Source organism: Xanthomonas sp. WHRI 10204 (genome assembly GCF_040202875.1).
GTDB lineage: Bacteria > Pseudomonadota > Gammaproteobacteria > Xanthomonadales > Xanthomonadaceae > Xanthomonas.
Genome location: NZ_JBEGDW010000001.1, coordinates 2212657 through 2237245, shown reverse-complemented (window position 1 = coordinate 2237245; position 24589 = coordinate 2212657). Strand labels below are relative to the sequence as shown.

The following is a 24589-nucleotide window of genomic DNA, read 5'->3' as shown; positions in this document are numbered from 1 at the left end:
CGCCCGAGTTTGACGTGCGAATGCCTGCGCGCGCGTGGTCGATGCGGGCTCGTGGATACGCACGTCAGCGGATTGCAGCCCGCGCCACATCGTGATGAGTCGCAGCACTGCCACCAGCAGCGTGCCAGATCACAGGCACGACAAAAAGCGGCCATTGGCCGCCTTGCGTCTCAGCACCAGAACCGCTTACTTCATGCGGTAGGTAATACGGCCTTTGGTCAGGTCGTACGGAGTCATCTCAACCTTGACCCGATCGCCGGTCAGGATGCGGATGTAGTTCTTGCGCATACGGCCGGAGATGTGGGCGATGATTTCATGCCCGTTTTCCAGCTTGACCCGGAACGTGGTGTTGGGAAGCGTCTCGCTGACGCTGCCTTCGAATTCAATGGAGTCGTCTTTCGACATGTAATCCTGGCAATCAAAGCTGGCCCGGAGGGGCCGTAAGGGACGACATTTTACGCTCCATCTCCCCGTGGTGCAAATTTTATGTTAAGTGGGCTTCACCCAGTGCCGTGGCGGGCCGCTCGCCGTAGCGTTCGGACCAGCTGCCGGCCGGTTCCACCACGGCAACCTGGCGTTGCACGTGCTGCACAAACTCCGGGCGTGGCATGTGCTGCGCACCCAGGCTGAGCAGGTGCGGGTTTTCCACCTGCGCATCGAGCAGCGGCCAGCCGCGCGCATGCAGGTCGGCGGCCAGAGCGGCTAACGCCACTTTCGAGCCGCCGCTGACAGCGCTGAACATGCTTTCCCCGAAGAACATCCTGCCGACTGCCACGCCGTAGATGCCGCCGACCAGGCGTGCGCCATCGAACACTTCCAGCGAGTGTGCGTGGCCGCGGTGGTGTAACTCCAGATAGGCCGCCTGCATCTGCGCGGTGATCCAGGTGCCGTCCTGTCCGGGACGCGGGCTGGACGCGCACGCGGCAATGACCTGTGCAAATGCGGTATCGGCACGCAGGGTCCAGTTGCAGTTGCGCAGCTGCCGTTTGAAGCGCGACGACAGGCGCACGCTATCGGTGCGGAACACCATGCGCGGGTCCGGGCTCCACCACAGGATCGGTTGCCCTTCCGAAAACCACGGAAAGATGCCTTGCGCGTACGCGTTGAGCAGGCGTTGCGGGTGCAGGTCGCCACCGAGGGCGAGCAGGCCGTCGGGGTCGCGTAAAGCATGTTCGACCGGAGGAAACGGACTGGCAGGGTCAGGTGACAGCAAGTGGGGCAGGGCGCGCGACATGGGGTGAGTCTAGCGGTGCGGCATGCGGGTGGAGCGCATTGGGTCAGTCGCGAAACGGGCTGTGGTCTGCCAGTTCGAGCGCGTGCCGCGCGACGGCCTCGCGCTCGTCGGCGCACCATTGCGCCAGTGGTTCGCGGAAGCCGGGGTCGGCGATCCAGTGACGGCTACGCACCACGGTCGGCAGAAAGCCGCGCGCAATCTTGTGCTCGCCCTGCGCGCCGGGCTCGAAGCGACTCAGGCCTTCGCGCAGGCAGTATTCGATGCCTTGGTAGTAGCAGGTTTCGAAGTGCAGCCCGGGCAGGGCTTCGCCGCCCCAGTAACGGCCGTAGAGCGTGTCGTGGCCGCGCAGGCACAGCGCACCGGCAATCGGTTGCCCGTCGAGGTCGGCCAAGAACATCACCAGCTGGCGCGGCAGGTGCTGCGCCAGGTGGCGCAGAAATTCGGGAGTCAGTGCCGGCGAATTGCCGTACTCGTTGAAGGTCTTGAGATAGAACCCGTACATGGCGTCCAGGTCGGCCTCGCTTGCCTCATCGCCATGCACCACGCGCAGCTGTATGCCAGCGCGCTGCACCTTGGCGCGTTCCTGGCGGATGTTCTTGCGGCGCTTGTGGTCCATCGCGGCCAGAAACGTTTCGAAGTCGCTCCACCCGCTGGCGTTGTGCCAGTGGTACTGCAGATCGTGACGCTGCAGCCACTCGGCATCGAATGCGGTGTCTTCGTCGGCCAGATGAAAATTCACATGTGCCGAGGACAAGCTGCTGCGCTCCACCAGCTCGCGCATCGCGGCCAGCAAGTGCCCGCGCCACTTGGGCGCACCGAGCAGGCGCGGGCCGGTGACGGGCGAGTAGGGCACGCCGCACAGCCACTTCGGGAAATACTCCTGTCCGTAGCGCGCATACGCATGCGCCCAGGCATGGTCGAACACGAACTCGCCGTGCGAATTGTTTTTCAGATAACCCGGCGCGGCGGCGACCAGTGTGTCGCCAGTCCACAAGGTCAGGTGCAGCGGATTCCAGCCCCAATCCGGGCGCAGGCAGCCTTCGCGTTCCAGGCCTTGCAGAAAGCCATCGCTGACGAAGGGATGGCTGCCGTCGTGCAGCGCATCCCAGGCACCGGCAGGAAGCTCGTCCAGCCGGCGGCACCAGCGGGCCGTCACGCTCATGCGCGCGGCCCGTTGGTGCTGCTGTCCGCGCGGCGCGGCCGGCGGTCAGCAGCCATCTCAGGCGCTCTTGTCGAGGTAACGCTCGGCATCCAGAGCGGCCATGCAGCCGAAACCGGCGGAGGTGATGGCCTGGCGGTAGTGCTGGTCGGCCACGTCGCCGGCGGCGAACACGCCGGCCACCGAGGTCTCGGTCGCTGCGCCGTTCAGGCCGGAGCGGATTTCCAGGTAGCCGTTGTTCATCGCCAGCTGGCCGTCGAACAGCTGCGTATTGGGGTGGTGGCCGATGGCAACGAAGAAGCCGTGCGCGTCGATATCGCGGGTGCTGCCGTCGAGGGTGGATTTGACCCGCACGCCGGTCACGCCGGCATCGTTGCCCAGCACTTCGTCGATGGCGTGGTGCCAGACGGTTTCGATCTTGCCGGCGGCGACCTTGGCGAACAGCTTGTCCTGCATGATCTTTTCCGCGCGCAGGGTGTCTCGGCGGTGCACCAGGTACACCTTGCGCGCGATGTTGGACAGGTACAGCGCTTCTTCGACCGCGGTGTTGCCGCCGCCGACCACCACCACGTCCTGGTCCTTGTAGAAGAAGCCGTCGCAGGTGGCGCAGGCGGAGACGCCGCGGCCCTTGAAGGCCTCTTCGCTGGGGATGCCCAGGTACTTGGCGGTGGCGCCGGTGGCGATGATCAGCCCGTCGCAGGTGTACTCGGCGCTATCGCCGATCAGCCGGAACGGCCGCTGCGACAGATCGGCAGTGTGGATGTGGTCGAAGATGACCTCGGTCTCAAAGCGCTCGGCATGCGCCTGCATGCGGTTCATCAAGTCCGGGCCCATCAGGCCGTGGGGGTCGCCCGGCCAGTTGTCCACCTCGGTGGTGGTCATCAGCTGGCCGCCCTGCTGCAGGCCGGTGATCACCACCGGCTTGAGATTGGCGCGGGCGGCGTAGACCGCGGCGGTCCAGCCGGCCGGGCCGGAGCCGAGGATCAGCAGGCGGGAATGCTTGGCGGGGCTGGCAGATGAGGCGCTCATGTATACTCGCGGTCTAGGAATTGGTAGGGACGGCGCTGATGAATTGCGCCCCCGTGGCGGCATAGAGTGGCGGTCCCCACCCGGTGAATCAAGGCGGCGCGATGGAACTGCTTGAACCGCAGATGGCATGGTCCGCCCGCAATGCATGTTCGACGCCGCCTTGTGCGGCGTTTTTCGTTGGCGGCCGGGCGCCCCGGCAGCCGGTGCTCATTCAACTGCTGAAACCGTGGCCTCAGTCGTTTATTATCAACCACTAACAGCATTTTTCTAAGGTCTGGCTACAGGTGGCAAAGCAGGTTCCCGAACGCAGCAAGCCCGCAGAGGGCAAATCGTCGTCGCGCAAGACGGCGGTGGCGGATAATCCGCGTCGGCAAAAGCTCTGGCGTGATCTGGCATTGATCGCGGTGGCGCCGTTGTTGCTGTATCTGCTGGCCAGCCTGTTCACCTATTCGGCAACCGATCCTGGCTGGTCGCGCACCGGCAATCTGGTCGCGCCGATCCACAACATGGGCGGCAGATTCGGCGCGATGGCGGCGGATGTGTTGCTGCAGCTGTTCGGTTATGTGGCCTTCCTGTTGCCGGTGATCCTGGGCGCGGTGGCGTGGATCGCGCTGATCGGCGAGCGCGAGGAGCAGAGCCAGAGCGATCTGGGGCCGGCGCTGCGGCTGGTCGGCATGGTGGGCTTTTTGATCTCTTCGACCGGCTTTTTGCATCTGCGCCTGTTCCAGGGCGAGGTCGCCGAGGCCGGCGGCATTCTCGGCAAGCTGGTCAGCGGGTCGCTCAGCTCGGGCTTTGGTGCCCTGGGCGCCAATCTGTTCGTGATAGTGCTGCTGCTGGTATCGATCACATTGGCGACCGGGTTGTCGTGGTTTGTGGTGATGGAGCGGATCGGTCAGTGGGTGCTGGCGCTGGGCCCGTTGATGCAGCGCAAGACCCATCAGGCGACCGAGTGGCAGCAAACCCGCGTGATGCGCGAAGAACGCGAGGAAGTGCGCAAGGTCGATGCGGTCAAGCAGGCCAAGCGCGAGCCGGTCAAGATCGAGCCGCCGCCGGCACCGGTGGTGGAAAAGAGCGAGCGCGCCAAGCGCGACACCCAGATCCCGATGTTCCAGGGCGTGAGCACCGACGGCTCGGATCTGCCGCCGCTGGCATTGCTGGACGACCCCAAGCCGCAGGCCAAGGGCTATTCGGAAGAGACGCTGGAAACGCTGTCGCGGCAGATCGAATTCAAGCTCAAGGATTTCCGCATCGAGGCGCAGGTGGTCGGGGCCTATCCCGGTCCGGTGATCACCCGCTTCGAGATCGAGCCGGCGCCGGGCATCAAGGTCAGCCAGATCAGCTCGCTGGACAAGGACATCGCGCGCGGCCTGTCGGTCAAGTCGGTGCGTGTGGTGGACGTGATTCCGGGCAAGTCGGTGGTGGGTCTGGAGATCCCCAATGTCACCCGCGAGATGATCTTCCTGTCCGAGCTGCTGCGTTCCAAGGAATACGACAAGTCGGCCAGTCCACTGACGCTTGCGCTCGGCAAGGACATCGCTGGGCGCCCAACCGTGGCCGATCTGGCGCGCATGCCGCACTTGCTGGTGGCCGGTACCACCGGCTCGGGCAAGTCGGTGGCGGTCAATGCGATGGTGCTGAGCCTGTTGTTCAAGGCCTCGCACAAGGAACTGCGGATGTTGATGATCGACCCGAAGATGCTCGAATTGAGCGTCTATCAGGGCATCCCGCATCTGTTGGCGCCGGTGGTCACCGACATGAAGGAGGCTGCCAACGGCCTGCGCTGGTGCGTGGCGGAGATGGAACGCCGTTACAAGCTGATGAGCGCGGTGGGCGTACGCAACCTGGCCGGCTTCAACAAGAAGATCAAGGACGCCATCGACGCCGGCCAGCCGATGATGGACCCGCTGTTCAAACCGAATCCGGAGCTGGGCGAGGCGCCGCGGCCGCTTGAGACGCTGCCGTTCATCGTCATCTTCATCGACGAATTCGCCGACATGATGATGATCGTCGGCAAGAAGGTCGAAGAGCTCATCGCGCGTCTGGCGCAGAAGGCGCGTGCGGCCGGTATCCACTTGATCCTTGCTACGCAGCGGCCGTCGGTGGACGTGATCACCGGTCTGATCAAGGCCAATATCCCGACCCGCGTGGCGTTCCAGGTCAGCTCCAAGATCGACTCGCGCACCATCCTGGACCAGTCCGGCGCCGAGGCGCTGCTGGGCAATGGCGACATGCTGTATCTGCCGCCGGGCACCGCGCTGCCGGACCGTGTGCACGGCGCCTTCGTCAGCGACGAAGAAGTGCATCGCGTGGTCGAACACCTGAAAGCCAGTGGGCCGGTCTCCTATGTCGAAGGCGTGCTGGACGAAGTGCAGACCATGGGCGATGGCACCGTGGTGGGCGCAACCGGCTTGCCGGAGAGCAGTGGCGGCGGTGGGGATGAATCCGACCCGCTGTATGACGAGGCACTGCGCATCGTCACCGAAACCCGGCGCGCATCGATTTCCGGTGTGCAGCGTCGCCTGAAGATCGGCTACAACCGCGCTGCGCGCTTGATCGAGGCGATGGAAGCGGCCGGTGTGGTCAGCCAGCCCGAGCACAACGGCGATCGCACCGTGCTGGCGCCGCCGCCGCCCAAGTAAGCGCGGCGGCTCTCGTCGCTGCGCAGTGCGGTGCGGTGGCACGCGGCTGCGGCAGTCGCTGCGCGGTACGGTGGCACGCGGCGCAGCGATAGGGCGAAAGGGCCATTGCCTGGATTCGACGTGTGCAGGACGCGTTTCGATTCTCGTCCAGTTGCGCCCACGCGCCGGCGCAAGACCCCGTATTGCGCGTCTGCGTGGACTGCGGTGTGTGAGTCGTCTCAACGAGCGCTGCCGCACGTATCAATGCGGCATTGTTGGAAGTCGATACCTGTCATTGCCGGGCACACCGGCTACCCTATCGGACAACGGCCGCTCCGGCCCGTCGTGATCGAGACCCATGCTGCGTCGTCCTGTGTTGTTGCTCGTATTGTTGATCTGCGCTCCGCTGCTCGCCCAGGCGCAACAGCGCCCCGCGCCTGCCGCGGCGGCGACGCGGACCCAGGCCGATACCAACTACAGCTTTGTGCGCTACCGCGCCGACTACGAAGTGCGCGCCGATGCCAGCAGTGTGGAGACCGACGAGTACGAAATCCTGCTCAAGACCAAGTCGGCGGTGGAGCAGTTCAGCCAGGTGCGGTTGAGCTACAGCGAAAAGATGGAGACGCTCGAAGTGCTGGAGGCGTACACCGTCACCGCCGAAGGGCTGCGCCAGGACGTGGCAGCCGACAAGATCTATACCCAGGAAAGCTATTCCAGCGCTTCGGCGGCGATGTACGCCGACCGCAAGGTCAAGGTGGTGGTGTTCCCGAACCTGGCGCCGGGTGCGCGCATCGTCTATCGCGTGCGACGCGCACAGAACACGCCTTACTTCCCAGGCTATTTCAGTCTGTGGGAAACCTTCAGCGTGTTCGCGCAATACGACGATGCAGTGGTCACCTTGGTTGCGCCCAAGTCGCTACCGATGCATCTGTCCGCACGTGGTTTGCAGGGCAGCACCAAGCCGGTGGTGCGTGGCGATCAGGCGCGCTGGGAATGGCGCTACCAGCGCGCCACGCCGATGAAGAACCAGAACTGGAGTGCGGCGACCTGGGAATTCAGCCCCACGCTGATGGCCAGCACCTTCGACAGTTGGTCGCAGATGGGCCTGGCATATCACGTCAAGGGTGGGCGCGCCGCCACGGTCACACCCGCGATCCAGGCATTGGCCGACCAGGTGACCAAGGGAATCGATGAGCCGCGGGCGCAGGCGGCGGCGTTGTATGCCTGGGTCGCGCGCAATATCCGCTACGTGGCGGTGTACCTGGGCAATGGCGGTCTGGAGCCCAACAGTGCCGACAGCATCCTGGCCAATCACTATGGCGACTGCAAGGATCACACCGTGATTCTGGAAGCGCTGCTGGCCGCCAAGGGCATCGCCAGCACGCCGGTGCTGATCGGCGCGGAGGGCGGGCCGACATTGCCGGCAATTCCTGTGCTGGGGCGCTTCAATCACGCCATCACCTACATCCCGGCCTTCGATCTTTACGTCGATTCGACCAACCCCTACGCGCGCTTCGGCCAGCTGCCGGCCGGCGATCTTGGCGCGCCGGTGGTGCATACGCGCGACGGCAAGGTCACTCAGACCCCGCCGAACGATCGCAAGGTCAACCGCTACGTCGCCCGGACCGAGTACCGCTTCACGCCGCAGGGCGGATTGCAGGGCCTGACGACCCTGGACAGCGGGCAGACCGGCGAAGTGGGCTTGCGCGCGATGTTCGTACAACTCAATGCGCAGAACCGTAACCGTATCGAGGAATCCATCATTGCCCAGTCCGGTTTCGTCGGGACCGGCGATCTGCTGATTCAGGGCGATCCGCTGGATCTGGAAACGCCGTTCAACTATCGCTACAGCTTCCAGGCCAACGATGCGGTGGATTTTTCGGTGGTCGGCGGTATGACCTTGCCGGACATGCCGGGGGCCGAATCGACCCGCGGGATCTACGCCACCACTTCGGCCGAAGACAATCTGACTCCGTTCTACTGCAACGACAGCGTGCGTGAGGAAACCTACGTGGTGACCTTCCCCGAGACGGTGCCGATCATTGCCATCCCGCGTAGCAGCAAGTTTCGCAATGCGGCTGGCGAATACGTGGTGGATTGGTCGCGCCAGGGACAGACGGTCACTGCGGTCCATCGCCTGCAACGTGCGGCGGTGCACGGGCCACAGGCCTTATGCCAGCCGCAGGATTACCGTGCATTTCGCGAGTTGTATCAGCAGGTGCGACGCGGCTTTCGTGGGCAGATCGTTTACGGCGATCTGTCCAAGGTGCAGACCAATGATTGAGGCAACCCGCTGCCGCTGCATGAACGCGGCCATGCAATAGCGCTCGCCCATTCATCTATGAAGCTTCAGAATTGGCGTACTCCTTTCTGGAAGACCGCGATGCATCGCCAGCTCCGTTATGCCGTCCTCGCCACCGCTCTGTTTGCCGGCACCGCGTTTGCCGGTGCGCGCCAGGAGCTGGACACGTTCACCCGTGGCCTGAAGGGCCTGGATGGGCAGTTCGATCAGCAGGTTGCCGATGCCAACGGCCGGGTCAAGGAGCGTTCGAGCGGGCGGGTGGCATTGTCGGCACCGCGTCAGTTCCGTTGGGAATACGCCAAGCCTTACAAGCAATTGATCGTGGCGGATGGCAAGAAGGTGTGGGTGTTCGACCCCGACCTGGAGCAGGTCACCGTGCGCGCGCAGGGCAACGAAGAGCAGAACAGCCCGCTGGTGGCGTTGATCGACCCCGCGCGTCTGGACAAGCAATACGACGTCAGCGAAGAAGCCGCGCCGCGCGACGGCCTGCAGTGGCTGTCGTTGACGCCCAAGGTCGACACCGAAGCCAGCTTCCAGATGGCCTCGCTCGGCTTCGGCAAGGACGGCCTGGCCAAGATGGAGGTGGTCGATGCGGTGGGTCAGCGCACTGCGATCAGCTTCAGTGGCTGGAAGCGCAACCCCGCGTTTGCGGCCGACACCTTCCGCTACACCCCGGCCAAGGGAGTGGATGTGGTGGGCGACGCGCAGTAAGGTCATGCCCGATTGAAGGCGACCGATTCACTCGGGGCGCAAGGCTGCACGTTGCAACTTGTCAGCAGATGCGTTGAGGCAATATTGCAGACGCCTTCCTACGGGGAGGCGTCTTGCGTTGTGCCTTCTGTGATCCAGATGCGCTCGCCAACCCGCATCGTCGCTACGGTCGCCTTCCGAAACGTGAGAGATCTGCCGCTTTCGCGCGGCAGCTCACCGCTGCAATGCGATAACGCCCCGGCGCGATAGAATGGGGCGTGGCACGAACCAGATCCACCATCGATAGCACCGCCGATCTGCTTAGCGTGGACGCAGACCATCTGCGCCCGCTTGCAGAGCGCATGCGTCCGCGGACGCTGGACGAAATGGTCGGCCAAAAACGCTTGTTGACGCCCGACAGCGCACTACGCCGCGCGGTGGAATCGGGTCGCGTGCATTCAATGATCTTGTGGGGCCCGCCAGGATGCGGCAAGACCACGCTTGCCTTGCTGCTGGCGCACTACGCGGATGCCGAGTTCAAGGCGATTTCCGCAGTGTTGTCGGGGCTGCCCGAGGTCCGTCAGGTGTTGGCCGAGGCCGCGCAACGGTTTGCCAGCGGCCGACGCACGGTGTTGTTCGTCGATGAGGTGCATCGCTTCAACAAGGCGCAGCAGGATGCATTTTTGCCGCACATCGAGCGCGGCACCATCCTGTTCGTCGGCGCGACCACGGAAAATCCGTCGTTCGAATTGAACTCCGCATTGCTGTCGCGTTGCCGCGTGCATGTGCTCGAATCGGTGTCGCCGCAGGACATTGTTGAAGCGCTGCAACGCGCATTGCACGATTCCGAGCGTGGACTGGGACAGGAGACCATCCAGGTCAGCGATGCGTCGCTGCTGGAAATCGCCAGCGCCGCCGATGGCGATGTGCGACGTGCGCTGACCCTGCTGGAAATCGCCGCCGAGCTGGCAGGCGGCGAGGGCGGGGAGATCACGCCGCAGACGCTGCTGCAGGTGCTGGCCGACCGCACCCGCCGTTTCGACAAGAACGGCGAACAGTTCTACGACCAGATCTCGGCGCTGCATAAGTCGGTGCGCAGCTCCAATCCGGATGCGGCGTTGTACTGGCTCACCCGCATGCTCGACGGCGGCTGCGACCCGGCCTATCTGGCGCGCCGGCTGACCCGCATGGCGATCGAGGATATCGGTCTGGCCGACCCGCGGGCGCAGAGCATGGCGCTGGAAGCCTGGGATATTTACGAGCGCCTGGGCAGCCCGGAAGGCGAGCTGGCGTTCGCACAGTTGGTGCTGTATCTGGCCAGCACCGCTAAATCCAACGCCGGCTACGCGGCCTTCAATCAAGCCAAGGCCGATGTGCGCGCCACCGGCACGCAAGAGGTGCCGCTGCACCTGCGCAATGCGCCGACCAAGCTGATGAAGACGCTCGGTTACGGCCAGGACTATCAATACGACCACGACGCCGAGGGCGGCATCGCGCTCGACCAGACCGGCTTTCCGGACGCGATGGGCGAGCAGGTGTATTACAAGCCGGTGCCGCGTGGACTGGAAATCAAGCTCAAGGAAAAGCTCGACCGGCTGCGCGAGGCGCGTGCGCAGGCGCGGGCTGACAAGGCTGGAAAGCCCACGGCATAATCGGCGATACGGGAGATGGCATTCCTCCTTGAACCGCACGCAGTCTGCGCGCTGATGATGCCTGTCCACCCCCGCCGGGGCGGCAGGCCCGTGCCCCGGCATCGCTTCTCGACTCAGGATTGATGATGCCGAACGCGCATACGTTTTTTTCGAAGACCCAACTGGGCGGTTGCGGAGTACGTGCATGAACGCACCGGTGTGGTGGCAGCAATTATTGTTGGCGATGACCGGCGGCGCATTGGGCTCGGGGCTGCGTTTTACGATCGGTGCAGCGCTGCTGCAGCGCTTTGGCGCCGGCTTTCCGTGGGGAACGTTGACGGTAAATCTGCTCGGCTCGTTCGTCGCCGGCGTGCTGCTGGTCTGGCTGGATGCGCGCGGTCCGTCGAGCTGGCCGCTGCGGGCGCTGCTGATCGTCGGCGTGATGGGCGGGCTGACCACCTTTTCGTCGCTGATGATGGAGTGTCTGGTGTTTGCGCGCACCGATCGCTCCACGATGATCGGCGTGTATCTGGCGGTGACGCTGGTGGCCGGGCTGGCGCTGATGTTTGCCGGTGCGCGTGCAGGCCAGTGGCTGGTGGCACGCTAGACCGCCACGTTGTCCGCAAGATTTTGAACTGCGCGGGCGTCGGTTTCTGCCAGCTGCGCTGTGCATTGCACGCGGCGATCCCGTCGGGATGTGCGGCCTGGTTTGTGCGGTAGTTCCCACGATCGCGCCAACAGCGGCTGCTCAACTTGCGCACGGGCGCGTAAGCGCTGCGTTCACCGGATGCATCGACTGGCGCAAGCGAATCCGCATGCGATGCAAATCCGGCCGGCGGCGGTTTTCAGCCGCCCAAAAAGAAGGCGTGCTCGCGCACGCCTTCAGTCGGCTCTTCCTCGCGTTCGCGAGATCGGCGCGGTGGCCGATCCCGGACGAAAACGACTTACAGCGCTTCGATAATGCCCGCCGCACCCATGCCGGTGCCGATACACATGGTGACCATGCCGTACTTTTGCTGACGACGACGCAGGCCGTGCACCAGCGTCGCCGCACGGATCGCGCCGGTCGCACCGAGCGGATGACCGAGTGCGATCGCGCCACCCAGCGGATTGACCTTGGACGGGTCCAGCCCGCTGTCGCGGATCACCGCCAACGCCTGTGCGGCGAAGGCTTCGTTGAGTTCGATCCAGTCGATCTGGTCCTTGGTCAGGCCGGCCTGCTTGAGTGCCTTGGGAATTGCCGCGATCGGGCCGATGCCCATCACTTCCGGGCGCACGCCTGCCACCGAGAAGCTGACAAACCGCGCAAGCGGGGTCAGCCCGTAATCCTTGATCGCCTGCTCGGAGGCCAGCAGCACCGCGCCGGCGCCGTCACTCATCTGCGAGGAGTTGCCCGCAGTGACGCTGCCGCCGAACTGCCCGTTACGGAACACCGGACGCAGCTTGGCCAGGCCTTCCAGCGAACTGTCCGGACGCGGGCCTTCATCGGTGTCGACCAGGCGCTTGCGCAGCGCGATGACGTTGCCAGCCAGGTCGGGCTGGTGCGAGAGGATTTCGTACGGGGTGATTTCATCGCGGAACTCGCCTGCGGCAATGGCCGCAATCGCCTTCTGATGCGAGGCCAGCGCGAACGCGTCCTGATCTTCGCGCGAGACCTTCCATTCTTCGGCGACCTTCTCAGCGGTGATGCCCATGCCATAGGCAATGGCCACGTGGTCGTCGGCGAATACGTTCGGCGACATCGCCACCTTGTTGCCCATCATCGGCACCATCGACATCGACTCAGTGCCGCCGGCCAACATCAGGTCGGCATTGCCCAGGCGGATCTGGTCGGCCGCCATCGCCACGGCCTGGATGCCCGACGAACAAAAACGGTTGATGGTCTGACCAGCCACGGTGTTGGGCAGGCCAGCCAGCAGCACGCCGATGCGCGCTACGTTCATGCCTTGCTCGCCCTCGGGCATCGCGCAGCCGATGATGGCGTCGTCGATCCGCGACAGATCGATGCCCGGCGCCTGCGCCACGACCGCACGCAGTACGTGTGCCAGCATGTCGTCTGGACGGGTGTTGCGGAACACGCCCTTCGGCGCCTTGCCGACCGGCGTACGGGTGGCGGCAACGATGTAGGCTTCTTGAATCTGCTTGCTCATTTGGCTATCTCCGGTAGCCGGGAATCGAGAATGGGGAATCGGGAATCGCAAGTGCGGATTCGCCTGAGTTCGCCATCTTCATCGCCCGGCAGAATTTAATGGGGAGAAGCGGGAAATCGGTGGGGCTTTTACCCATTCCCGATTCCCCACTCCCGATTCTCAGTTCCTCAACGGCTTGCCCGTCTTGAGCATGTGGCCGATGCGCGCCTGGGTTTTTTCCTGCTGGGCCAGTTCGACGAAGTGCTTGCGCTCCAGCTTGAGGAGCCATTCTTCGTCCACCAGCGCGCCGCGATCGACTTCGCCGCCGCACATCACCGTGGCGATGCGGGTGGCGATTTCATAGTCGTATTCGCTGATGAAGCGGCCTTCCAGCATGTTGACCAGCAGCATCTTGAAGGTGGCGATACCGACGTCGCCGGCGACCTGAATGCGACGTGCCGGCAGCGGGGCGCGGTAGCCGCCTTCTGCCAGTGCACGTGCTTCGGCCTTGGCGATGTGCAGCGCCTCGAAGCTGTTGAACACGATCTTGTCGGTAGCGCGCAACAGGCCCAGTTCCTGGGCGTTGACCGCCGAGTTGGAGACCTTGGCCATCGCGATGGTTTCGAATGTCTTCTTCAGTTCGGCGAACACGTCGCCGCCCGGACCTGCAGCGATCGAGGCGCGCACCGCGATCTCCTTCAAGCCGCCGCCGGCCGGCAGCAGGCCGACGCCGGCTTCGACCAGGCCGATATAGCTTTCCAGCGATGCGACGGTCTTGGCGCTGTGCATCTGGAACTCGCAACCGCCGCCCAGTGCCAGGCCGCGCACGGCCGAAATGACCGGCACCTGCGCATACTTGATGCGCTGGCTGGTGGCCTGGAAGTTGGCGACCAGCGCTTCGAACGCGTCCACCTTGCCGGCCTGCAACAGGCCCAGCGCGCCGGCCAGATCGGCACCGGCGGAGAAGGGCTCCTTCTGCTGCCAGATCACCAGACCGGCGAAGTCCTTCTCGGCGCGGCCAACCACGTCCTGCAAGCCGTTGAGCACATGGTCGGACACGGTGTTCATCTTGGTCTTGAAGCTCACCACCGCGATGTCGTCGCCGTCATGCCACATGCGCACGCCGTCGTTTTCGAACACGGTCTCGCCCGGCGAGAACTGCTCGCCCAACAGCGGATCGGGAAAACGCTGGCGCTTGTAGACCGGCAGGGCGGAGCGCGGCAGCTTGGCGTCGTGCGCCGGGCTGTACGAGCCTTCGGCACCATGCACGCCGTCGCGGCCATCGAACACCCAATTCGGCAACGGCGCGCTGCTCATGCTCTTGCCGTTGGAGATGTCTTCGGCAATCCACTGCGCCACCTGCTTCCAGCCGGCGGCCTGCCAGGTTTCGAACGGCCCCAGCGACCAGCCGTAGCCCCAGCGGATCGCCAGATCCACATCGCGCGCGGTCTCGGCGATGTCGGCCAGGTGATAGGCGCTGTAGTGGAACAGGTCGCGGAACGTGGCCCACAGGAACTGTGCCTGCGGGTGCTGGCTCTCACGCAACTTGGCGAACTTCTCGGCCGGGTTCTTGATCTTGAGGATCTCGACCACTTCCGATGCGGCAGTGCGATCAGCGGCGCGGTAATCCTGCTTCTGCAGGTCCAGCACCACGATGTCCTTGCCGACCTTGCGGAAGATACCGGCGCCGACCTTCTGGCCCAGCGCACCCTTGGCGATCAGCGCGTCCAGCCACTTCGGCGACTTGAAATACTGGTGCCACGGGTCGTTCGGCAGCGTGTCGCCCATGGTCTTGATCACATGCGCCATGGTGTCCAGCCCGACGACGTCTGAAGTGCGGTAGGTCGCCGATTTCGGGCGGCCGACCAGCGGGCCGGTCAGGCCGTCCACTTCATCGAAGCCCAGGCCGAACTCCTGCGTGTGATGGATGGTGGACAGGATCGAGAACACACCAATGCGGTTGCCGATGAAGTTCGGGGTGTCCTTGGCGTACACCACGCCCTTGCCGAGCGTGGTGACCAGGAACGCTTCCAGGCCTTCCAGCACGGCCTTGTCGGTACCCTTGGCCGGAATCAGCTCGGCCAGGTGCATATAGCGCGGCGGGTTGAAGAAATGCACGCCGCAGAAACGGTGGCGCAACTGCTCGGGCAGCACGTCGGAGAGCTTGTTGATGCCCAGGCCCGACGTATTGGAGGCAAGTACGGCGTGATCGGCCACATACGGGGCGATCTTCTTGTACAGGTCCTGCTTCCAGTCCATCCGCTCGGCGATCGCTTCGATGATCAGGTCGCAATCGCGCAACTGTTCCAGGCCGCTCTCGTAGTTGGCCGGCGTGATCGCCTCGGCCAGCGCCTTGCTGGCGAGCGGGGCAGGGCTGAGCTTGCCGAGATTGGCGATGGCCTTGAGCACGACGCCGTCGGCCGGACCTTCCTTGGCAGGCAGGTCGAACAGGACGGTGTCGACGCCGGCATTGGTGAGGTGCGCGGCGATCTGCGCGCCCATGACGCCGGCACCGAGCACGGCGGCGCGACGAACTAGCAACGGATTGGACATAGCAATTAGCCTCTTGGTGGAGCGTTTACGGTGTGGAATGAGCGCGGAAACCAGGTTCCGCGAAACGAATGAGTTCGCGCGCGGCACGCGCACGATGGTCGGCTTCGCTGACGCCCGCCGGGCGCTTGATCAGCCCGAAGTCGGCCATGGCATAGGTGAGCGCACCGGCCAGAAAATCCAGCCGCCAATACAGCTCTTCCTTGCTCAGGCCCGGCACGCAGCCGGCGATGGCCTTGCCGAATTCGCGCAGAACATGGCCGTAATGGTCGGACAGGAATTTGCGCAGGTTGTCGTTCTTTTCCGCGTAGGCGCGTGCGATCACCCGCACGAAGGCGCCGCCGTTCTGGCGGTCCTGTGCCATCGCCAGCGCCGGCTCGACGAAGGCGGCCAGCACCGCGGTGAGCTCGCCCGGCTGCGATTTCTTTGCTGCCTCCAGCTGTTGCAGGCGCGCAGCGGTCATTTCGTCCATGCGACGGCGGAACACCTCGTTGACCAGGTTTTCCTTGGAGCCGAAGTGGTAGTTGACCGCGGCGATGTTGACGTCGGCCTGGGTGGTCAGCTGCCGCAGCGAGGTGCCGGCAAACCCGTGCTGGGCGAACAGCTCCTCGGCGGCACCGAGGATGCGGTCCTTGGTGGAGAAGTGGGCGGGCTTGGGCATGCGCTGGGGTCGGACTCAATCAAACGATTGTTTGAGTCTACGGGTTTGGTTGCGGGCAGGTCATGCGGCAATGCAGCACGATTCAGGGGGCGGTGTGCAAACACGGTGGCGAAGAGATAGAATTGGCTATCGCAAAGAAGCCTAAGCCCGCGTTTTGACGCGGGTTTTTTTCATGATAACCTCGGGTCTTTAGTGGCCCGCCCAACGGAGAACTTCCCATGGCGCTGGAGCGCACCCTGTCCATCATCAAACCCGACGCCGTCGCCAAGAACGTCATCGGTGAAATCTACAGCCGCTTCGAAAAGGCTGGCCTGAAGGTCGTGGCCGCCAAGTACAAGCAGCTGTCGCGTCGTGAAGCAGAAGGCTTCTACGCCGTGCACCGCGAGCGTCCGTTCTTCAATGCGCTGGTCGAGTTCATGATCTCCGGCCCGGTGATGATCCAGGCGCTGGAAGGCGAAAACGCCGTTGCCGCACACCGCGACCTGCTGGGCGCGACCAATCCCAAGGACGCTGCGCCGGGTACCATCCGCGCCGACTTCGCCGATTCGATCGATGCCAATGCCGCGCACGGCTCGGATTCGGTCGAGAACGCCGCCAACGAAGTCGCGTATTTCTTTGCCGCCACCGAAGTGGTCTCGCGCTGAGGCCGAGAGAGTCGAATCGTGAATGAGGTTGTGATCCCATCCGTGTTGCAGGACGTTCCCGTCCGTTCCCCGGAACTGCGCAAGCAGAACCTGCTCGACCTCGATCGCGAGGGACTGGAGCGCTTCTTTGCCGACACGCTCGGCGAAGCGCGTTACCGCGCCCATCAGGTGATGAAGTGGATTCACCACCGCTACGTCACCGATTTCGACCAGATGACCGACCTCGGCAAGGCATTGCGTGCGAAGTTGCACCAGCATGCCGAGGTACTGGTTCCAAACGTCGTTTTCGATAAGCCGTCCACCGATGGCACCCATAAATGGCTGTTGGCCATGGGCACCGACGGCAAGAACGCCATCGAAACGGTCTACATCCCCGACAAGGGCCGCGGCACGCTGTGCGTGTCCTCCCAGGTCGGTTGCGGGTTGAACTGCACGTTTTGTTCGACCGCCACCCAGGGCTTTAATCGCAACCTCACCACTGCCGAGATCGTTGGGCAGGTCTGGGTGGCGGCGCGCCATCTGGGTAACGTGCCGCACCAGCAGCGCCGCCTCACCAACGTGGTGATGATGGGGATGGGCGAGCCGTTGATGAATTTCGATAACGTCGTGCGCGCGATGAGCGTGATGCGCGACGATCTGGGCTACGGCCTGGCCAGCAAGCGGGTGACCTTGTCGACCTCCGGCCTGGTCCCGATGATCGACCGGCTGTCCACCGAAAGCGATGTATCGCTGGCGGTTTCGTTGCACGCCGCCAATGACACGCTGCGCGAGAGCCTGGTGCCGTTGAACAAGAAGTACCCGATCGCCGAGTTGATGGAGTCCTGCGCGCGCTACCTGCGTGGCAACAAGAAACGTGACTCGGTGACCTTCGAATACACCTTGATGAAGGGCATCAACGACCAGCCGGAGCATGCGCGCCAGTTGGCCAGGCTGATGCGTCAGTTCGACAATACGGTGCAGTCCAAGGACGCCGGCAAAGTCAATCTGATCCCGTTCAACCCGTTCCCCGGTACGCGCTACGAGCGCTCTGGCGAGACGGAAATTCGCGCATTCCAGAAGATTCTGCTCGACGCGCAGGTGCTGACGATGGTTCGCCGTACGCGTGGCGACGACATCGATGCGGCGTGCGGGCAGCTCAAGGGGCAGGTCATGGACCGCACCCGTCGCCAGGCGGAATTCCGCCGCACATTGGAAGGGCAGGCCGATCGAGATGCGGCAGCGTGAACTTGCGTTAATGGCGGCCGTGGCGATCGCGTTATGCGCGGTCGGCTGCGGTGGTCGCAATGCCAAGGCCGGTTCGGCCAAGAGTGTGGAAGAAGTCGCGCCGGTGTATTCCTTCCGCGACAACAAGGCCACCAAGGATCGCCTGGCGGTGCAGGAAAAGCTCGGCCTGGCTAGCAACCGGATGCAGACCGGCGACTATGCCGGCGCCGAAGAGCAGATTCGCGCCGCGTTGAAGAAAGATCCGCAATCGGTGGACGCCATCGGCATGTTGGCCCTGATCCAGGGTGGCCGCGGCGATGTCGCCGGTTCGGGCGCATCCTATCGCCGCGCCGCCGAACTGGCGCCGCAGCGCGGAGATGTGTTGAACAATTATGGCGCGTGGGTATGCGCCAATGGGTCGCCCGCCGAATCGCTGATCTGGTTCGATCGCGCATTGGCCGACCGCACCTACGCATCGCCTGCGTCCGCACTCGGCAATGCAGGTGGTTGCGCACTCAAGGCGGGGCAGCCCGAGCGCGCGGCAAGCGATTTACGCAAAGCGCTCGAACTGGATCCGGCCAATCCCTATGCGTTGGAGTCGATGGCGCGGCTGGAGGCCGGACGGCGCAATTATTTTGAAGCACGTGCTTTTATCGAACGACGGCTTGCGGCTGCACCGGTAACGGCTTCCGTGTTACAACTCGCCATTCAGATTGAGCAAGGGCTAGGCGACAAGGTAGCTGCCAGCCGTTACCAACAGCGGTTGGTCAAGGAATTTCCTGACGCAGCGACCGCTAACCCCGGGGCCAATGCATTGTGATCAGTGATTCCAATCCGAACCCTTTCGAGCAGGAAAAGGGCTGCGGGCCGCAGTTACGCGACGCGCGCGAAGCGGCGGGCCTGAGCATCGAAGATGTCGCCGGCAAGCTGCGCATGCCGGCACACGTGGTGCGGTCGCTTGAGCAGGAAGACTGGCAGCGCCTGGGCGCCCCGGTTTTTGTGCGCGGTCAGTTGCGCAGTTATGCGCGGCTGCTGCATATCGATCTGGAGCCGTCGCTGCAGCAAGCCAGCATCGCGCCGATCGAACCGGTGAAGCTGGTCAGCCATACCCACACGCCGCGTGCGCGCCGCATTTTCGAAAGTGCCGCGCGCAAGGCGATGTATGTCGTCATCACCGGTGTGTTTGCGGTGCCGGTCTGGTATGCGACACGCTCGCATCTGGACGGCAGGTCGCCGAGCACGGTGTCGCTGGACAGCATGCCGGTCGCAGCGAAGACAGGCACGGCCGGTAACACTTCAGCGCAACCGGCCGCAGCGCCGCGCGAGCAGCCGGCGCCGTACATTGCGTCGATGACCCCGGTGCCGCGCGCAACACCCGAAGCCGAGGCAGTACCGGCAGTGGCGTATGCAGGCAAAAGTCTGTCGTTGAGTTTCAGTGGCGACAGCTGGGTGCAGATCCTGGCGCCGGATGGCAGCGCAGTCGAAAAAACACTGATCCGTGCCGGTGAGCGTCGCAGCTATTCGCCGGGTCAGGTGGGCCGCATCGTGCTGGGCAATGCGTCGGCGGTAGAGGTTCAGCAAGGCGGCAGTATCGTCGATGTGAAACCGTTCCAGCGCGCTAACGTGGCACGTTTTGCGGTATCCTCCGACGGCTCCGTGGTACCTGCTTCCGAGTGAAGCGGACTGCGGTTTTTCATTTTTCCCTTTTGATGTTCCGCGCCTCCGGGATGACGGAGCGAGAGTACGCATGGCGATCGACGATCTGCTGGACGAACACGAACAAGGCGAACGCGTTCGTTCCTGGTTGAGAAAGAATGGCGCGGGACTGGTGGGCGGCGTCCTGCTTGGTCTGGCCCTGATCCTGGGCTGGCAGTGGTGGCAGAAGCACACCACCACCGAATTGGTTGAAGCCAACGCGCGTTACGAGGCGGTGGTGAAGTCGATCCAGGGCAAGGACCTGGACAAGGCGGCCAAGGACATCGTGGCGCTCGACGACGGCAAGGGCGGCATCTATGCCGAGCTGGCGGCGCTACGTCTGGCCAAGGCGCAGGTTGATGCCGGCAAGAATGCCGAAGCGATCAAGACGCTGCGCGACGTACCTGCACAAGGCGAGCTCAAGCAGATCGTGCAGCAGCGTCTGGCACGCGTGCTGACCGAGAGCGGCAAGCCGGACGAGGCGATCAAGCTGTTGGCCGATGCGCAGGATCACACCAGCCTGGAGATCCGCGCCGACGCGTTGGTCGCGCAGGGCAAGGCCGATGAGGCGCGTGCGCTGTACGCCAAGGCATTGACCACGGTGGATGTGGCCTCGCCGCAGCGCCGGTTGCTGGAAACCAAGCTGATGGATGTGGGCGGCAAAGTGCCCGATCCGGCGGAGCAGATTTGATGAAGCAGGACACCATGTACAAGCGCATTGCGTTGATCGCCCTGATGGGTATGTCGTTGGCGGGTTGCAGCACGGTCAAGGGCTGGTTTGCCGGTAAGGATGCTGCTGCCAAGAAGGCGCAGGAGCCTGCCGAGCTGGTCAAGTTCGAACCGTCGGTCAAGGTCGACAAGATCTGGTCCACCGGCGTCGGCAAGGGCGAAGGGCACATTGGTGTGCGTCAGCGCCCGGCCGTGGCCGATGGCAAGGTGTATGCCTCGGCGATCACCGGTGGCGTGCAGGCGCTGGACCTGCAGACCGGCAAGCGCGTGTGGGAATACAAGCCCAAGAAAGAAGAGCGTAACGATCGCAAGTTCAAGCAGCGCCTGTCCGGCGGTCCCGGTGTTGGCGAAGGCCTGGTGGTGATCGGGACGCTGTCTGGCGATGTGATTGCGTTGAACCAGGCCGACGGCACCGAAAAGTGGCGCGCCAAGGTACCCAACGAAGTGATCGCCGCGCCTGCCATTGCACAGAGTCTGGTACTGGTGCGTAGCAACGACGGTCGCGTCAGCGCCTTCGATGCGGCGACCGGCGAGCGTCGCTGGTTCCATGCCGAGGAAGGCCCGACGCTTTCGGTGCGCGGCAATGCGCCGATCGTGACTGGCCCGGGCGTGGTGTTCGTCGGCAACGATAGCGGCACCTTGAGTGCGCTGGCGCTGCAGGATGGCCGCCCGTTGTGGGAGCAGGCCATCGGCGTGCCGGAAGGTCGCACCGAGCTGGAGCGCATGTCCGACGTGGACGGCGCACCGGTAGTGGATGGCACCACGCTGTATGCCACCAGCTTCAAGAACGAAACGCTCGCGCTGGAAGGCCCGAGCGGCCGTCCGCTGTGGACACGCGATCACGGCGGCGCCGGTGGCGTTGGTGTGTCGTCCGCCATGGTGGTGGTGTCCGACAACGCCGGTTCGGTGTGGGGCCTGGACAAGAGCAGCGGTGCGGCGATGTGGTCGCAGGCTGCCTTGGCGCGTCGCTCCCTGACCGGTGTGGCCATCCAGGGCGATTACGCCGTGGTTGGCGATTACAAGGGTTATCTGCACTGGCTGAAACTCAGCGATGGTGCACTGGCCGCGCGCGCTCGCGCTGGACGCGACACGCTGCTGGCGCAGCCGATAGTCGTCGATGGCATTCTGTTGGTACAAAACACCGACGGCGATCTCACCGCCTTCCGGTTGGCACAATAAGGACCTTGCGATGCTGCCCCTGGTCGCCCTGGTTGGACGGCCCAATGTCGGCAAGTCCACCATCTTCAATGCGCTGACGCGCACCCGTGACGCGCTGGTCCATGACCAGCCGGGCGTCACCCGCGACCGTAACTACGGCGTCTGCCGTCTCGACGAGGAGCGCCCTTTCATCGTGGTCGATACCGGTGGTATCGCCGGCGACGAGGAAGGCCTGGCCGGTGCAACTGCGCGTCAGGCACGCGCTGCCGCGGGCGAGGCGGATCTGGTGCTGTTCGTGGTCGATGGCCGCGAAGGCGCCTCATCGCTGGACGACGAAATTCTGGCCTGGTTGCGCAAGCTGGCGCGGCCGACCGTGTTGGTCATCAACAAGATCGACGGCACCGACGAAGAGACTGTGCGTTCGGAATTTGCGCGCTACGGCTTCTCCGATGTGGTCGCGCTGTCTGCTGCGCACCGGCAGGGCATCGACGAGTTGCTCGAAGAAGTCGGTGCGCGTCTGCCTGCGGAAGGTGCCGGCGAGTTGTTGGATACCGATCCGGCACGGGTGCGCATCGCTTTTGTCGGTCGCCCGAACGTGGGCAAGTCGACGCTGGTCAATCGCCTGCTTGGCGAAGAGCGCATGATCGCCTCGGAAGTGCCGGGCACCACGCGTGACTCGATCGCAGTGGATATGGATCGCGACGGTCGCCAATACCGTTTGATCGACACGGCAGGTCTGCGTCGCAGGGGCAAGGTCGAAGAGGCGGTGGAGAAATTCAGCGCGTTCAAGACGCTGCAGGCGATCGAACAATGCCAGGTCGCAGTGCTGATGCTCGATGCCGGCGAAGGCGTCACCGATCAGGACGCAACCATTCTTGGTGCAATCCTGGACGCTGGCCGTGCGCTGGTCGTAGCGATCAATAAGTGGGATGGACAGAGCGACTATCAGCGTGCGCAGGCCGAAGACCTGTTGTCGCGCAAGCTGGGCTTTGTCAGCTGGGCCGAAGCGGTGCGGATTTCCGCGCTGCATGGCTCGGGCATGCGCGAGCTGTTCCAGGCGATCCATCGCGCGCATGCATCTGCCACGCATGAGTTCAGCACCAGCGAAGTGAATCAGGCGCTGGAAATCGCCTACGAAACCAATCCGCCGCCGAGCATTCGTGGCCACGTCTCCAAGTTGCGCTATGTGCATCCGGGTGGCGCAAATCCGCCGACGTTTATCGTGCACGGCACGCGATTGAAGGTGCTGCCGGAATCCTACAAGCGCTATCTGGAAAACTTCTTCCGCAAGCGCTTCAAGCTGGTGGGGACGCCGGTGCGTTTCATCTTCCGCGAAGGCTCCAATCCGTACGAGGGCAAGAAGAACACGCTTTCGGACCGTCAGGTTGCGCGCAAGCGGCGTTTGATGCGGCACGTCAAAGGCAAGTAAGTCTTTGTCGTATGCCATGGCGCCTCGGCGCCGTGGCATCGATGGATTGCAGCAGCATGTGTTGGCTAGCGAGCGGCGGGTAATGCGCCCGCGTGCGGCATCTGCATGACAGGCCGACGGGGTAGGCCCCGAGCAGTCATGGCACGCTGGTATCCTTCATGCCATGAACGACTATCCCACCCGTATTGCTTACGCGCAGGCGTTGCAGATTCTGCACGCCGTCGCCGGTGCCAATCGTCCGCCCGACGAAAACATTGCCACCGCGCGTGCCGATGGCCGCATCTGCGCTGCCGATCTGATCGCGCGACTGGCGTTGCCGCCGTTCGCCAACAGTGCGATGGATGGCTTTGCATTGCGGCATGCCGATCTGGCTGGCGCGCAGACGCGCTTGCAGCTTGTCGGCGAGCAGTTTGCCGGCGAGCAGTGGGGCGGCACGCTGGCCGAAGGGCAATGCCTGCGCATCACCACCGGTGCTCCGCTTCCGGCAGGTGCCGACACCGTGGTACCCAAGGAAGACACCGAAGAACGCGACGGCGTGGTCACCATCCGGTCCACACCCAGCGCGGGTGCATCGGTGCGCTTGGCCGGCAGCGATGTGCGTGCAGGCGATCTGGTGATCCAGACCGGGCAGGTGCTGACTCCCGCGCGTATCGGGCTGGCTGCGGCGCTGGGGATGTCGCGACTGGCGGTGGCACCGCGGCCGACCATCGCGGTGCTGGCCACTGGCGATGAGTTGGTGGAGCCGGGCATGCCACTTGGCCCCGGCCAGATCTACAACAGCAACCGCGACATGCTGATGGCGCAGCTGCGGGCGCTTGGCTATGCGCCGACCGCGTGGCCGACCTTGCCGGACGATCCGCAGCGCATCCGCACCATGCTGGAAGATGCGGCGGCCGCCTTCGATGTGGTGATTACCTGCGGCGGTGTGTCGGCTGGCGAAAAGGATTATCTGCCGGGACTGATCCAGGAGTTGGGGCAGATCCATTTCTGGCGTGTGCGTATGCGTCCAGGCATGCCGGCGGTGTTGGGGCAGATCGGGCGCTGCCTGGTGTTGGGGCTGCCGGGTAATCCGGTGTCTGTCCTGGCAACGTTGATCGCCTACGGTGTGCCGTTGCTGGACGGGTTACAGGGACGCAGCGAGCCGCGCCCGGTGTGGCACGCCGCGCTGGCCAGTCCCTGGGAAAAACGTCACGAGCGCCTGGAATTCCTGCGCGGCCGCTTGGAATGCGGCACCGACGGACGTCTGAGCGCGCAGCCGCATCGTGGCGACGCTTCGCATCTGCTGCGTGGCGCGGCCGACAGCAATGCCCTGATCGTCCTGCCGGAGCAGGCGCGTCGCTTCGAGGCGGGCGAGATCGTGCGGGTGATTCCGTACGCGCTGTAGGCAGATGACAAAGAGCGGCTAACACAACGTAGTAAGCAGTCGTTAAGTGGGTATGGACGGCGCGCTCAGAATCGGTGTGTACGAGTGATTCCGCGCACGCGCCGCGCTTGCCTGGCGGCTGCAAGGTCGTTTGACTAGCTGCTCTAAATGACTCGTCTGCGCGGCGACGCTGCTGTCGCGTGGGCAAGAAGGAAGCGGTGCGGAGAATGTGTGCCGCTTGGCTTCGCCGCGCTGCAAAAGCCGCTGTGGTACGCCGGCGCCCAGGCAGGTTCGCTCAACGCGCTAGCGCGTCAACCGGCGTTGATTGGCCGCCGAGTCGCGCTGGCGGATCAGCGCCGCTATCG

General features: G+C 64.1%; 20 protein-coding genes, 1 other RNA gene and 1 riboswitch. Of the genes, 13 read left to right on the top strand and 8 right to left on the bottom strand.

The window, feature by feature from the left end:
* Positions 1–186: 186 nt before the first annotated feature.
* The 4 genes from infA to trxB form a co-directional block, all read right to left on the bottom strand.
* On the bottom strand, positions 187–405 hold the full coding sequence (infA, locus tag ABQZ00_RS09755) for a translation initiation factor IF-1 (protein WP_002813418.1): 219 nt from the start codon (positions 403–405) through the stop codon (positions 187–189).
* Between the two features lie 79 nt (positions 406–484).
* Complete coding sequence (aat, locus tag ABQZ00_RS09750) at positions 485–1234, bottom strand: leucyl/phenylalanyl-tRNA--protein transferase (RefSeq protein WP_323536931.1); 750 nt, start codon at positions 1232–1234, stop codon at positions 485–487.
* A 43-nt stretch (positions 1235–1277) separates the two neighbouring features.
* Positions 1278–2396, bottom strand: coding sequence for a GNAT family N-acetyltransferase (locus ABQZ00_RS09745; RefSeq protein ID WP_323536932.1), 1119 nt, complete (start codon positions 2394–2396; stop codon positions 1278–1280).
* A 57-nt stretch (positions 2397–2453) separates the two neighbouring features.
* Complete coding sequence (gene trxB, locus ABQZ00_RS09740; RefSeq protein ID WP_055854385.1) at positions 2454–3422, bottom strand: thioredoxin-disulfide reductase; 969 nt, start codon at positions 3420–3422, stop codon at positions 2454–2456.
* Between the two features lie 284 nt (positions 3423–3706).
* On the opposite strand from trxB, the gene ABQZ00_RS09735 reads away from it, so the two are divergent.
* The 5 genes from ABQZ00_RS09735 (at position 3707) to crcB (ending at position 11270) form a co-directional block, all read left to right on the top strand.
* Complete coding sequence (locus ABQZ00_RS09735) at positions 3707–6061, top strand: DNA translocase FtsK (protein ID WP_115512948.1); 2355 nt, start codon at positions 3707–3709, stop codon at positions 6059–6061.
* Positions 6062–6398: 337 nt separating this feature from the next.
* Positions 6399–8324, top strand: coding sequence for a DUF3857 domain-containing transglutaminase family protein (locus ABQZ00_RS09730; RefSeq protein ID WP_055854378.1), 1926 nt, complete (start codon positions 6399–6401; stop codon positions 8322–8324).
* Between the two features lie 57 nt (positions 8325–8381).
* Entirely contained in the window at positions 8382–9053 is a 672-nt protein-coding gene (lolA, locus tag ABQZ00_RS09725; RefSeq protein WP_055854377.1) for an outer membrane lipoprotein periplasmic chaperone LolA, read from the top strand.
* A 341-nt stretch (positions 9054–9394) separates the two neighbouring features.
* Positions 9395–10684 carry a replication-associated recombination protein A gene (locus ABQZ00_RS09720; RefSeq protein WP_323537420.1) on the top strand — a complete coding sequence of 430 codons (1290 nt, stop codon included), beginning with the start codon at positions 9395–9397 and terminating at the stop codon, positions 10682–10684.
* A 2-nt stretch (positions 10685–10686) separates the two neighbouring features.
* A riboswitch (Fluoride riboswitch) is annotated at positions 10687–10755 on the top strand.
* A 113-nt stretch (positions 10756–10868) separates the two neighbouring features.
* Complete coding sequence (gene crcB / locus ABQZ00_RS09715) at positions 10869–11270, top strand: fluoride efflux transporter CrcB (RefSeq protein WP_055854372.1); 402 nt, start codon at positions 10869–10871, stop codon at positions 11268–11270.
* A 337-nt stretch (positions 11271–11607) separates the two neighbouring features.
* Here crcB and ABQZ00_RS09710 read toward each other — a convergent pair whose 3' ends face one another.
* The 3 genes from ABQZ00_RS09710 to ABQZ00_RS09700 all read right to left on the bottom strand — a co-directional run bounded on the left by ABQZ00_RS09710 (position 11608) and on the right by ABQZ00_RS09700 (position 16003).
* Positions 11608–12813 carry an acetyl-CoA C-acyltransferase gene (locus ABQZ00_RS09710; protein ID WP_055854369.1) on the bottom strand — a complete coding sequence of 402 codons (1206 nt, stop codon included), beginning with the start codon at positions 12811–12813 and terminating at the stop codon, positions 11608–11610.
* 159 nt (positions 12814–12972) lie between these two features.
* Positions 12973–15345: a 3-hydroxyacyl-CoA dehydrogenase/enoyl-CoA hydratase family protein gene (locus ABQZ00_RS09705; protein ID WP_323536933.1), complete on the bottom strand. Its 2373-nt coding sequence runs from the start codon at positions 15343–15345 to the stop codon at positions 12973–12975.
* Between the two features lie 25 nt (positions 15346–15370).
* The gene (locus ABQZ00_RS09700) at positions 15371–16003 is read right to left on the bottom strand and encodes a TetR/AcrR family transcriptional regulator (RefSeq protein ID WP_007963815.1); all 633 of its coding nucleotides are present in this window, start codon (positions 16001–16003) and stop codon (positions 15371–15373) included.
* Positions 16004–16221: 218 nt separating this feature from the next.
* On the opposite strand from ABQZ00_RS09700, the gene ndk reads away from it, so the two are divergent.
* The 8 genes from ndk (at position 16222) to ABQZ00_RS09660 (ending at position 24245) form a co-directional block, all read left to right on the top strand.
* Positions 16222–16647: a nucleoside-diphosphate kinase gene (gene ndk / locus ABQZ00_RS09695; RefSeq protein ID WP_002812972.1), complete on the top strand. Its 426-nt coding sequence runs from the start codon at positions 16222–16224 to the stop codon at positions 16645–16647.
* An 18-nt stretch (positions 16648–16665) separates the two neighbouring features.
* Positions 16666–17871, top strand: a complete 1206-nt coding sequence (rlmN, locus tag ABQZ00_RS09690; protein ID WP_055854364.1) for a dual-specificity RNA methyltransferase RlmN — start codon at positions 16666–16668, stop codon at positions 17869–17871.
* Positions 17872–17881: 10 nt separating this feature from the next.
* Positions 17882–18670: a type IV pilus biogenesis/stability protein PilW gene (pilW, locus tag ABQZ00_RS09685; RefSeq protein ID WP_323537421.1), complete on the top strand. Its 789-nt coding sequence runs from the start codon at positions 17882–17884 to the stop codon at positions 18668–18670.
* A complete protein-coding gene (locus ABQZ00_RS09680; RefSeq protein ID WP_323536934.1) occupies positions 18667–19527 on the top strand; it encodes a RodZ domain-containing protein in 861 nt (286 codons plus the stop codon). Before pilW ends, ABQZ00_RS09680 begins: the two co-directional genes overlap by 4 nt.
* Positions 19528–19597: 70 nt before the next feature.
* Positions 19598–20236, top strand: coding sequence for a YfgM family protein (locus tag ABQZ00_RS09675; RefSeq protein ID WP_055854356.1), 639 nt, complete (start codon positions 19598–19600; stop codon positions 20234–20236).
* Positions 20236–21453, top strand: coding sequence for an outer membrane protein assembly factor BamB (gene bamB, locus ABQZ00_RS09670; RefSeq protein ID WP_161963866.1), 1218 nt, complete (start codon positions 20236–20238; stop codon positions 21451–21453). Before ABQZ00_RS09675 ends, bamB begins: the two co-directional genes overlap by 1 nt.
* 10 nt (positions 21454–21463) lie before the next feature.
* Positions 21464–22861: a ribosome biogenesis GTPase Der gene (gene der, locus ABQZ00_RS09665; protein ID WP_115527763.1), complete on the top strand. Its 1398-nt coding sequence runs from the start codon at positions 21464–21466 to the stop codon at positions 22859–22861.
* A gap of 163 nt (positions 22862–23024) precedes the next feature.
* Positions 23025–24245, top strand: a complete 1221-nt coding sequence (locus ABQZ00_RS09660) for a molybdopterin molybdotransferase MoeA (protein ID WP_323536935.1) — start codon at positions 23025–23027, stop codon at positions 24243–24245.
* A gap of 16 nt (positions 24246–24261) precedes the next feature.
* Here the strand turns inward: ABQZ00_RS09660 and ABQZ00_RS09655 are convergent.
* Positions 24262–24338: non-coding RNA, sX9 sRNA (locus ABQZ00_RS09655), on the bottom strand.
* Between the last annotated feature and the right edge of the window lie 251 nt (positions 24339–24589).